The following is an 11,926-nucleotide window of genomic DNA, read 5'->3' as shown; positions in this document are numbered from 1 at the left end:
AACGATTAAAGCACTCAAAGCCCACTCTTCACTTTCATTTAGTCGGCAGCAATGGAATCGCTTCATTGCTAAAGTTAAATATTTAATTTTTTAAAAATTTGTACTATGCAATTAAAAAAAGTGGATTACCCAATATTTTGGGAGGAAGACGAAAAAGGAAAGCCAAAAATTTCAAATATTGGATTATTGGGGTTTTTAGAAAGAAATGGATTCGCAATGGCCAAGGTTTCAGAAACCGACCAAATTTTGGTCAAAATGTTTAATAACAGAATGTCCAGGGTCGACGAAACCTTAGTCGATCAAATTATTCAAGAGCATTTAGTTTCTTGTGGACAAGATAAGATATTGGAAACCTATGCCAAAGGTATGGCGGGCTATTTTACTAAAAGGAAATCCAATCTATTACCGCAGATCGAATTAGTTAAGGATAGGGATAAAAGTGAAAGTTCAAATTTTTACTTTCCTAATTGTTACGGTAAAATAACAGATAAGGAAATTAAAGTGCTAGGTTATGATAGTTTAGAAATGCCTATATGGGAAAATCGCATTCTAAAGCAGGAATATGTGCATATGAATGAACCAGGTGCTGGTCAGTTTGAACAGTTTAGTAAAAACATTACTGGCAACCAGGATGAACGTTTACTAGCTTTGAAAACTATTTTAGGGTACCTCTTGCACCGAAATAAAGAAGTAGGTGAATCCAAGGCTATTATTTTTTATGACGAGAATATGTGCCTTAATAATCAAGCTCATGGAGGTACTGGTAAGACACTTCTAAGTCAAGCAATTTCAAAATGTAGAGAAGTGGAAATTTTTGATGGCAAGGAAATTAAAACAGGAAGCTGGTTTAAAAATCAAAGAATTGAACTTACTACGGATGTATTGGTGTATGATGACTTAAACCAGTATGTAAGCCTCGAAAATTTTTACGCCATGATTACTTCTGGAATAGAGGTGGAGAAAAAGAGACAACAATCTTACTTCATTAAACATGAAGATTCCCCTAAAATCTTAATCACATCCAACTATCCTGTAAAGGGACCAGGCGGTTCGTCGGATGTTAGGCGTAGGCATGAGTTTGAATTGTCTAATTACTACGATGCAAATTTCACTCCAGAGATGGAATTTGGAAACAGGTTTTTTGGGAATGCATGGAACCAAGAGGAATGGAGTAGATTCTTTTATTTTATGATGTCCTGTGTACAGGATTATTTGAGACATGGATTGTTTGAAGTAGAACCGATCAACCTGAAAAGAGCTAAATTGGTAGATGGGAGTTGTCAAGAATTTGTCGAGTTTGCCAATGAATTCGTAGAGTTCAATGAATGGCAGGATAAAAGGGTTTTTGAGACTTTATTTCAAGAGTCACATCCAGAAGTCGAAGTTAGGAGTCCCCATATTTTTAAAAAATGGTTGTGTTCATTTGCAATAGAGAACTCCGCTTCATTTGACCAGAAATCTTCAGGAGGAAATTATCTTTTTAGAATTAAAAAAGAGGTGAAGGATGTCTAAGAAGATAATTTATAAGGCAACGTTTATTGAAACTGGTCAAGTGTATATTGGTGCGACTGGCAAAAGTTTGGAAGAACGTATGCAGGACCATGTGCAAAAATCCAATAAAGGTTTAGGAGGTTATTTTCAAGAAGCTATCGGGACTTATGGTCCCGAGGCTTTTGCTTGGGAACAAATAGATACTGCCAATGATGTAAATGAAATGGCTGCTAAAGAAAAAAGGTACATTATGGAATACAATAGCAATGTCAATGGCTATAATTCCGATTGCGGCGGTGGAGTTCAAAAGAATGTTTACCAATATAATATGGATGAAGGTAAATTGGTAGGGTTCTATGATTCATTGGAAAAAGCCGCTGAGGCGGTTAATTCTTCTAGAAAATCCATAAGTAATGCATGTCTGGGTTACAATGTTACCTGTAGAGGGTTCTATTGGAGTTATGATTATACAGAACCATTTATTCCAGATAAGGATCAAAGAAAGAAGGAAGTTTGCCAATTTAAAACAGATGGTGAATTGGTTGCTAAATATATTTCTGTTGCAGATGCCGCAAAGGAAACAGGAATATCCAAAACCTGTATTGCAAGGTGCTGCAGGGGAGAACGTGAACAGAGTGGCGGATTTATTTGGAAATATGTTTAAATATTAAATAAAACCAATAAAGAGGCAGTTTAATAGCTGCCTTTTTTTATTTTTAGAGACAAATTCAAAATGACCGATGTTCGAACAAACTTTTAAAAATATTGACGACCTTTTATATAAAGATGCAGGTGCAGATAGTGAATTAGATTATATAGGACAGACCTCATGGGTTATGTTTCTAAAATACCTGGATGAACTAGAGCAAGACAAAGCAGATGAAGCAGAGTTAAAAGGCAAAGAATACCAATACATACTAGACCTGGAATACCGTTGGCCAATTTGGGCCATGCCAAAAGGGGATGATGGCAAATTGGACCATCACATTGCAATGACAGGACCGGACCTTATCCAATTTGTGGACCAGAAGCTATTTCCGTATTTAGCTGGATTCAAACTTACAGCAGATAATCCCCAGACCATAGAATACAAGATAGGTGAAATCTTTTCTGAGCTAAAAAATAAGATTCAAAGTGGATATATTTTAAGGGATATTCTTGAATATGCTGACGAGCTTCCCTTTAGGTCATCAACTGATAAGCATGAGCTGAGCGAGTTGTATGAAACCAAGATTAAGAATATGGGTAATGCTGGTCGTAATGGTGGGCAATATTACACTCCCAGGCCGCTTATTAGGGCCATGATAAATGTAGTGGACCCAAAGATAGGTGAGAAGGTTTACGATGGAGCGGCAGGCTCCTGTGGTTTCCTATGCGAGGCATATGATTACATGTATAAGCGTATGGATAAAAACACGGACAATCTGGCTACTTTGGAAGAAAGGACCTTCTTTGGTAAAGAGAAAAAGAACTTGGCCTATGTCATAGGTATCATGAACATGATATTGCATGGGATAGAGGCGCCCAACATTATCCACACTAATACCTTGGGTGAAAACATAAGGGACATCCAAGAGAAAAACCGTTTCCATGTGATATTGGCCAATCCACCCTTTGGTGGAAAGGAACGTAAGGAGGTACAACAGAATTTTGATATTAAAACAGGGGAAACCGCCTTTTTGTTTTTACAGCACTTTATAAAAAGTTTAAAAACAGGAGGTCGTGCTGCTATAGTCATAAAGAATACCTTTTTAAGTAATACCGATAATGCCACTGTAGCATTAAGACAATTGTTGTTGGAGAGTTGTAATCTCCATACTGTGTTAGATATGCCAGGGGGAACCTTTTTGGGTGCAGGAGTAAAAACGGTGGTCTTGTTTTTTCAAAAAGGGGAACCTACTAAGAATATTTGGTACTATCAGTTGGATCCTGGACGAAACATGGGTAAGACAAATTCCTTGAATGATGCCGATTTAGCAAGTTTTGTGGAACTGCATAAAATCAGACCTGAATCGGAGCAATCATGGAATTTTAGTGTTGCTGGAATCAATACCAATACTTATGACCTTAGCGTTAAAAACCCAAACACACCAGAAGAAGCTCCATTGCGTAGTCCAGAAGATATTTTAACTGAAATGGATGCTTTAGATACTGAAACCAAATCAATTTTACAATCCATCAAAGAGTTGATATGAGAGAGGGCTGGGAACGGGAAATTTTAAAAAAGGTAACTGTTTTTAAAAGCGGTAAAACGGTTAGTAAGGACATAGAAAAGGATTCGGGTGCAGTTATCTATGCTAAAGTTGGAGATATGAATCTAAAAGGAAATGAAGTAAATATTACAACTTCGTCTAGATTTGTTGATTTAAGTGATATAAATGGTAATCAAATTATTCCCATAGGGTCAGTTATTTTTCCTAAAAGAGGAGGCGCAATTGCTACGAATAAAAAAAGGAAGGTAATTAGACCGACTATTGTTGATTTAAATACAATGGCCATTGTACCGACTGCAAAGTTAGATTCTGAGTATTTATATTATTGGTTTCAATCTATTGATTTACAAGAATTAAGTAACGGAACCTCTATCCCTCAAATAAATAACAATAGTTTTGACAAGGTTCATATTACATATCCTAAATCACTTGTTGAACAAAAAAAAATCGTATCCCTATTAGATGAAGCCGTTGAAGCCATAGACCAGGCCAAAGCCAATATTGAGAAAAATATAGAAAATGCGAAAGAACTCTTTCAATCCAAACTTAATGAGATCTTCTCACAAAAATGTGAAGGTTGGGATGAAAGGACTTTGGGAGAGGTTTGTGATAATTTGGACAGTAAAAGAGTTCCGATAACAAAAAGTAAAAGAATAGCAGGGGAAATACCTTACTACGGAGCCTCAGGTATAGTTGATTACGTTGCAGATTATCTTTTTGATGAAGATTTACTTTTGGTATCTGAGGATGGCGCTAACTTGTTAGCCCGTACTTATCCAATTGCCTTTTCTATATCAGGTAAAAATTGGGTTAATAATCATGCACATGTATTACGATTTAGTAGCCAGATTAGTCAAAAATTCATTGAGTATTATTTAAATTCGATAAAATTGGATGACTACGTAAGCGGTATGGCACAACCAAAACTAAATCAAAGAATGTTGAACTCAATTCCAGTTCCATTTCCTACTATTGATAAACAAAATAAGGTGTTGAAGGTCATATCAAGTCTAGATTTGTATCAGAAAAGTATTAAAGAACTATATGTTTTAAAATTACAATCTTTAGAAGAACTCAAAAAATCTATTTTTCAAAAGGCTTTTGCTGGGGATTTGACAAAGAATTGGGTGGAAAGTGGGATGCAGCCTGTGGCAGAAGAAAATGTTGGGTACAAATTAAAATATTAAATATTTGTAATTTACCAGATTAGGGGCAAAAATAGAATATACGGATTAATACATGACAAGAACCCAGCTTATAGAATTAGTGAACGAATTGGTAAAACAACCCAATGAAAGCGAATGGGTTGAGTTTAAGCTTAACTTTCATTCTGAAAATGAAATAGGTGACCGAATTTCTGCTTTGGCCAATGGTGCATGTATTCATAATCAGCAATTTGGATATTTGGTTTTTGGTATAGAAGATGGATCACATGTCATAAAGGGAACCAACTTCAAAGCAAAATCACATAAAAAGGGAAAAGAAGATTTAGAACATTGGCTGGCAACCCGAATTAATCCAAAAATAGACTTTGAAGTCTATGAGTTTAAAACCAAAGAAGACTTAAATTTATCTTTATACATCATACCAGCTGCTAAGAACCAACCTGTAGAGTTTTTACACCAAGCTTACATACGCATTAATACAATTACAAGAAAATTAAACGAGTTTCCAGAAAAAGAACGTAAAATTTGGAAGAATAATGCTGTTCCTTTTGAACAAGAAATAGCGATTGCAGGAGTTTCAGCAAGTGATGTTATTGGTTTGTTGAATACGCAAACGTATTTTGAATTATTGAATATGCCATATCCTACAAACCAAAATGGTGTGATAGAAAAGTTTTTGGAGGAGAAGCTTTTGTTAAAAGGAAGGCAAGGGTATCAAATTCTTAATATAGCTGCAATTCTATTCGCGAAAAATTTTAAAGATTTCGAAGGATTGGAACGGAAATCCGTTCGGGTAATAGTTTATAAGGGAAAAAACAAGGTGGAAACCATACGGGAACAAATAGGGCAAAAGGGCTATGCTGTTGGTTTTGAAGGTCTTGTAGATTGGGTAAATAGTCAACTACCTGCCAATGAGGAAATAGGTAAGGCCTTGCGACATGAAACCACTATGTATCCAGCAATAGCCATTAGAGAGCTGATTGCAAATGCCATCATTCATCAGGATTTCACCTATAAAGGATTTCCGATGATCGAGATTTTTTCTGATAGGATTGAAATCTCTAATCCTGGAAAGCCCTTAATAACTCCGGAAAGGTTCATTGATGGCTATGTCTCAAGAAACGATAGGCTTGCAGATTTAATGCGGAGAATGGGTTATTGCGAAGAAAAAGGTAGTGGCATGGACAAGGTAATAGCATTTAATGAGCTTTATCAATTGCCCCCAGTTAATGTGATTATAGATGAAACCAGAACAAGGGTTTCTATGTATTCTTACAGGACATTGAACGATTTGGATAAAAAGGAGAAGATTAGGGCGTGCTATCAACATGCGTGTTTAAAATACGTATCCAACGAAAAGATGACAAATCAGAGTTTAAGAGAACGCTTTAAAATAGATGCTAAAAATTACTCAATTGCCTCTAGAATAATTAGGGATGCGCTTGAAGAAAACGTAATTAAGGAAGTGGACCCTTCTAATAAGTCAAGAAAATATGCTAGTTATGTGCCATTTTGGGCATAGTCTTATGTGATAGGCTAGTGCGTTTTAGTATTAAATGAATTGCAAGCTCTTGATTTACAGGGGAATTCTTATGTGATGGTCATGTGATAGTTATTAACAATTAAGATGAAGTTATTAACGTTTAGTTGGGGTAAAATGTTTATAAGAGGAAATTATTAACTCCTTGGTGAATTTTGTAAGCAAATGAACGAAGCACAAACTAGATATGAATTAATAGACCCTAAACTTAGGGAGGCAGGCTGGAACACTGTTCCTGGTAGTCGTGTTATTCCTGAATTTCCAATCACTAATAAAGAAAAACCAGGTGTAAGGAACTATTCTCAACTAAGTGCTGATTATGTTTTAGAATATAAAAATAGGCGTATCGGTGTTATTGAAGCAAAAAAACGTGATCAATATTATACAGATGGACTTGGGCAAGCTAAAGACTATGCTGAACGCCTACAGATTCGATTCACCTATGCTACTAATGGACTAAAAATCTATGGTGTAGATATGGATGAAGGTACGGAAGGTGATGTTAGTAAATTTCCGTCACCAGACGAACTTTGGGAAATGACCTTCCCGACTCCCAAAGAAGAATATAAGGTAGAAATTGCAAATTGGAAGGAACGCTTATTTGCTGTGCCATTTGAGGATAGAAGTGGTACTTGGCAACCTCGATATTATCAAAATAATGCCATTACAAAGGTGTTAGAGGTTATTGCTGAAAAAAAGAATAGAATTCTATTGACACTGGCCACAGGGACAGGAAAAACAGCCATATCTTTCCAAATTGCCTGGAAATTGTTCCATGCCAAATGGAATATTAGAAGAGATGGGCAACGTAGGCCTAGAATACTCTTTCTGGCTGACCGTAATATTTTGGCTGACCAGGCCTTTAACTCGTTTAATGCCTTTGAAGAAGACGCATTAGTGCGTATTGCACCGGACGAAATTAGAAAGCAAGGTAAGGTGCCAAAGAATGGAAATATCTTCTTTACCATATTTCAGACCTTTATGTCTGGACCAAATGAAACACCCAACTTTGGTGAGTATCCAAAGGACTTTTTTGATTTTATTATCATAGATGAATGTCATCGGGGCGGTGCCAATGATGAAAGTACATGGAGGGCAATAATGGAATACTTCAGTCCAGCAGTGCAATTGGGCTTAACAGCAACTCCAAGACGAGATGTAAATGGTGATACATATAAGTATTTTGGGGATCCAGTTTATATCTATTCCCTTAAAGAAGGTATCAACGATGGTTTTTTGACCCCTTTTAAAGTGAAAGAGATCAGTACCACAATAGACGAATATGAATATACTGGGGATGATGATGTAGAAACAGGTGAGATTGAAACTAACAAGAAATATACGGAAGCTGACTTTAATCGAATTATAGAAATCAAGGCGCGTGAGGAGTATAGGGTGAAGATTTTTATGGATATGATTAACCAGAACCAGAAGACCTTGGTGTTCTGTGCCACCCAAGTGCATGCTGCTGCCATTAGGGATTTAATCAATCAATATTCAAATAGTAAAAACACCAATTACTGTCATAGGGTTACCGCGGATGACAGCAAGGTGGGAGAAAAGCATTTAAGGGATTTTCAGGATAATGAAAAAAATATCCCTACCATTTTGACCACTTCCAGGAAGTTGAGTACAGGGGTGGATGCACCTGAGATAAGAAATATTGTGCTATTACGTCCAGTAAAATCCATGGTGGAGTTCAAGCAGATTGTGGGTAGAGGCACTCGTTTATTTGATGGAAAAGAATATTTCACAGTATTTGATTTTGTAAATGCTCACGACCATTTTAAAGACCCTGAATGGGATGGTGAGCCATTGGAACCAGAACCTTATGAAAAAGGCAAACGAGGTAAAGGTGACTGTAAAGTATGTGGGCAACCAAAACCATGTTCTTGCGTTAATGAACCACCCCCAATCTGTGAGGTCTGTAAAAATGACCCTTGTGTTTGTGATGTCCCTCCTAAGAAAATGATAAAGGTAAGGTTGTCGGACAATAAGGTTCGTGAAATAGATTCCATGGTTAAAACTTCTTTCTGGAGCCCTTCAGGCATGCCTATTTCAGCCAAAGAGTTTATAGAACAGCTGTTCGGGGACTTGCCCTCATTCTTTAAAAATGAAGAAGAACTGAGAAGGATTTGGAGCTTGCCCACTACAAGAAAGAAGTTATTGGAAGAGCTGAATGAAAAGGGCTATAACAATTCGCAATTGGAAGATCTACGTAATTTGGTTCATGGCGAAAATAGTGACCTCTATGATGTTTTAAACTATGTGGCTTATCATAAAGACTTGGTTCCACGCATAGAAAGGGCAGAGAAGGCCAAGGTCCAATTAGGAGATTACAATCCCAAGCAACAGGATTTCTTGAATTTTGTTTTGGATCAGTATGTAAAAGAAGGTGTGGACGAACTCGACGATGCTAAACTGCCCGACTTACTGGAACTGAAATACAAGGCTATTGCCGATGCAAAACGTGAGTTGGGGGCTATTAAAACCATAAGAGAATCGTTTATAGGATTTCAAAGTTATTTGTACGGTGGTGCGGCGAGATGAAAGTCCTTACGCTAATTAAGGTATAAACAGTCTAAAGAACTTAGCAGATAATCGCCAAACCTAATAAAATGGAATAAGGAGGGGTTTGCAAACTAATTAAAATAATTTAAGAAATAGAACGCTTGAAAGAGGAGAAATTTAAGTCGTGGCTCTTATTAAAATTTAAAAGAAATGTTGCACAATCTAGGTACTCCAATTGTGTTCGGGTGGAAGATCAAATGGGTGATTTAGATCAGCATTATAATAGCGATGAATGCAATGGTCTAATAGAAAAATTAACCTATACTAAAAAAGACCAACGTAATAATACACCTAAGCGACACCCATTGAAAATTGATGGAGATATATACACTGGTTCTGCTACCCTAAAGCAAGCCATAAAACTATATGTTGAATTTAGAAAAGGTAAAGAGCCAACCCAAGTTTCTGAAAATAACCCCATTGCAAGTAACCGAATAAGTCATAAAGTTAAAAGACCTAAACAGGACTGGCCAGAATGGTCTCGCCCTTCAAATGATGATTTATACGATTTAGTGAAACTAAACGCCAGATTTGCTAAATTTTTACATCCAGATATAGTTAAGGTACTTGTTGAGGATAACAACAAAAATTGGACGGTATGGAGGGCAAATTTAAGGTTACATAACATCAATCCCAATATTTATTTGTGGCATAAATCACCCTGTGCTTTTCCTGGTATAAGGCGACATTCAGGTGGTAAAGAAATCGCCTATTTCCGTAAACATACTGAAATTGAGGATGGTTTAGTTCCAGACGCCTTGCAACTAGATGATAATGATTATCCAAAACATTTGTGGTCCTTTGTATTTAGAGGAAAACCATTTCCAAAACATGGCCCTAGAGGATACGCAATGGCCCATTTAGCAGACCACAAGGATTATAAGAACAGAATGTATCAGGAATTCGAGATGGTAGATATTGAGGATAATACTCCTATTTATGGGCTTTATACGGCACCTACAAATACTGTGTTTTTGCCAGCAAGTCTTATCAGACCCTCGGATTTTTCACCAATAGTTCGAAAAATTTTAATAGAAAAGGCAAATGATTTATATGGTGATTTTTGTAATATTTTACCGCCAAATATTAAAATTAAGGAGGATACATCGAGTAAATGGCATTATTCAAATTTCGAATGGGGCAACACGGTTGGTGAAGTCAAAAACTTAGAATTATTCTTAGAATTTAGAAGAAAAAAAATGATGACCTTTTTGAAAAATCCACCACTTTAAGAATTATTCATTATTTTTAGTATGAAATTTAAAGGCATACAATTCGGTTACCCATTAAGTTGGCAAGTTGTCAAATAGTTGGATTACAAAAGGTTACTCTCCTTGGTTCGAGCCCAAGAGGGGTATCAAAAAATAGAATCCAACTTATGAAAATAGGTTGGATTTTTTTGTTTTAGGCATATTCTACAGTGTATAAATGTACTATTTAAGAAATAAAGACTCATATTTTCATTGTACATGCACAAAAAGTATTACAAGTGGTTGTTTTACTAGTGGCAACATCAATATGCGGATGCAACTGAAAACGAATCAAAACCAATTCTAGATAAAGTAGTGCTTGCTTTTGAAAAATAGGCCTGGAGTAGCTATAGCCGTTCAATACCATCCCTGGCAAAGGTTTAATAGGCCTAGAGTCGGGACATGATGTACAAAGTTTAGTGAAGGCTGGAAACGGATGAAAGAGGATTAGGAGAAGGCGAAAAACTGAGCGAACAAAAGAGTATTATATTTTAGAATAATTGTAATTAAACATTAAAAACGAATGAAAAAATCAATTGGAAAAACCTGGTATCTATTCCCTATTTGTACCGTAGTGGCACTGATGTTTATGGTGAGCTGTAAGTCTAAAAGCGAAGAGAAACCAAAAGAAGAGGTCAGTGTTGCAGAAGTGGCCGATACGCCTACAAAATTTACCTATCAGGAGATTCCGGGAATTGGAATAGATAGTCTGTACAATAGGCGGGACAATAGTGATGTTATAAAAGTTGGGGACACCTATTATGTGTGGTATTCTCGAATGGATAGACCAACAACGGCAGGCTATTGGGCAACCATATGGTATGCTACCTCTAAAGATGAGGGGCGTACCTGGGAAGAGCAGGGCATGGCCTTGGATGTGGGTCAGCAGGGCGAATTTGATAGCCATTCTGTTTTTACCCCCAATATATTGGCCCATAAGGGAAAATATTATTTGTACTATACGGGTGTACAACCTACTCCCGGTAATGCAAAAAAAGAGTTTGAAAATAATACAACGAACGATTTTACTGCCATTGGTCTGGCAGTTGCCGACAGTCCCGAAGGTCCTTTCGTTAGGGTAAAAAACAATCCAATTTTGGAGGTTAGTGAGGTGGCCGAGGATTTTGATAGCTACCGTATAGATGATGCCAGTTTGTTGGTAAAGGATAGTAAAATTTGGTTGTATTACAAGGGTCGCTCTATTGTTCATGGAAAAAAAGGGCCCGGGCTCACTAAAATGGGGGTCGCCATGGCCGACCAACCAGAGGGACCTTATAAAAAGCACCCCGAACCCTTGATTGATAGGGGACATGAAGTATTGATCTGGAACCATAATGGGGGAATTGCATCCCTGGCATCGATTAGCAAAACCATACATTGGGCCAAGGATGGAATAAATTTTTCCCCAATGGAAGAAAATCTAAAGAAGATTCCAATAGCTCCAGGCCTTTATCGTCCACATTTGGAGGATGGGAACCAGGCCAATGAAATTCCGGGATGGGGTATTTCCCTAAAGGGCAAAAGAGGCGTTGTTTACCTAGAGCGTTTCGAAATGAAATAAAAGGAAGGCGGCCCCACCAAAAATTTGTTGGCACCATTGAGAACTGGGGTATTATACCAAATCAGTTCACGACGATCTGAACAATAAAAATCCAACCAAGTTAAATAGGTTGGATTTTTTTGTTTAAGACATAT

At 37.0% G+C, this 11,926-nt stretch carries 8 protein-coding genes; all 8 read left to right on the top strand.

Features of this window, described 5'->3' with window-relative positions:
- The first annotated feature begins 105 nt into the window (after window positions 1-105).
- The 8 genes from H4O18_RS05075 to H4O18_RS05040 all read left to right on the top strand — a co-directional run bounded on the left by H4O18_RS05075 (window position 106) and on the right by H4O18_RS05040 (window position 11,792).
- On the top strand, window positions 106-1,512 hold the full coding sequence (locus tag H4O18_RS05075) for a primase-helicase family protein (RefSeq protein WP_187582065.1): 1,407 nt from the start codon (window positions 106-108) through the stop codon (window positions 1,510-1,512).
- Window positions 1,505-2,155 carry an NUMOD1 domain-containing DNA-binding protein gene (locus tag H4O18_RS05070; RefSeq protein WP_187582063.1) on the top strand — a complete coding sequence of 217 codons (651 nt, stop codon included), beginning with the start codon at window positions 1,505-1,507 and terminating at the stop codon, window positions 2,153-2,155. Before H4O18_RS05075 ends, H4O18_RS05070 begins: the two co-directional genes overlap by 8 nt.
- Before the next feature lie 76 nt (window positions 2,156-2,231).
- On the top strand, window positions 2,232-3,686 hold the full coding sequence (locus H4O18_RS05065; protein WP_187582061.1) for a class I SAM-dependent DNA methyltransferase: 1,455 nt from the start codon (window positions 2,232-2,234) through the stop codon (window positions 3,684-3,686).
- Window positions 3,683-4,891, top strand: coding sequence for a restriction endonuclease subunit S (locus tag H4O18_RS05060; protein ID WP_222942343.1), 1,209 nt, complete (start codon window positions 3,683-3,685; stop codon window positions 4,889-4,891). Before H4O18_RS05065 ends, H4O18_RS05060 begins: the two co-directional genes overlap by 4 nt.
- 52 nt (window positions 4,892-4,943) lie before the next feature.
- On the top strand, window positions 4,944-6,392 hold the full coding sequence (locus H4O18_RS05055; protein WP_187582059.1) for an ATP-binding protein: 1,449 nt from the start codon (window positions 4,944-4,946) through the stop codon (window positions 6,390-6,392).
- A gap of 183 nt (window positions 6,393-6,575) precedes the next feature.
- Entirely contained in the window at window positions 6,576-8,960 is a 2,385-nt protein-coding gene (gene hsdR, locus H4O18_RS05050; protein ID WP_187582057.1) for an EcoAI/FtnUII family type I restriction enzme subunit R, read from the top strand.
- 206 nt (window positions 8,961-9,166) lie between these two features.
- Window positions 9,167-10,213, top strand: a complete 1,047-nt coding sequence (locus H4O18_RS05045) for a hypothetical protein (RefSeq protein WP_187582055.1) — start codon at window positions 9,167-9,169, stop codon at window positions 10,211-10,213.
- Window positions 10,214-10,754: 541 nt separating this feature from the next.
- On the top strand, window positions 10,755-11,792 hold the full coding sequence (locus H4O18_RS05040; RefSeq protein WP_187582053.1) for a family 43 glycosylhydrolase: 1,038 nt from the start codon (window positions 10,755-10,757) through the stop codon (window positions 11,790-11,792).
- Window positions 11,793-11,926: the final 134 nt, after the last annotated feature.

The organism is Arenibacter arenosicollis, assembly GCF_014397245.1.
Classification (GTDB): Bacteria; Bacteroidota; Bacteroidia; order Flavobacteriales; family Flavobacteriaceae; genus Arenibacter; species Arenibacter arenosicollis.
Note: the sequence above shows the minus strand (reverse complement) of the source record. Positions and strands in the feature narration are given on the sequence as shown.

Excerpts from the sequence above, each read along its gene's own strand:
- H4O18_RS05040 (WP_187582053.1), top strand. The coding sequence starts at position 10,755 with ATGAAAAAATCAATTGGAAAAACCTGGTATCTATTCCCTATTTGTACC.
- H4O18_RS05075 (WP_187582065.1), top strand. The coding sequence starts at position 106 with ATGCAATTAAAAAAAGTGGATTACCCAATATTTTGGGAGGAAGACGAA.
- hsdR (WP_187582057.1), top strand. The coding sequence starts at position 6,576 with ATGAACGAAGCACAAACTAGATATGAATTAATAGACCCTAAACTTAGG.
- H4O18_RS05065 (WP_187582061.1), top strand. The coding sequence starts at position 2,232 with ATGTTCGAACAAACTTTTAAAAATATTGACGACCTTTTATATAAAGAT.
- H4O18_RS05070 (WP_187582063.1), top strand. The coding sequence starts at position 1,505 with ATGTCTAAGAAGATAATTTATAAGGCAACGTTTATTGAAACTGGTCAA.
- H4O18_RS05060 (WP_222942343.1), top strand. The coding sequence starts at position 3,683 with ATGAGAGAGGGCTGGGAACGGGAAATTTTAAAAAAGGTAACTGTTTTT.
- H4O18_RS05055 (WP_187582059.1), top strand. The coding sequence starts at position 4,944 with ATGACAAGAACCCAGCTTATAGAATTAGTGAACGAATTGGTAAAACAA.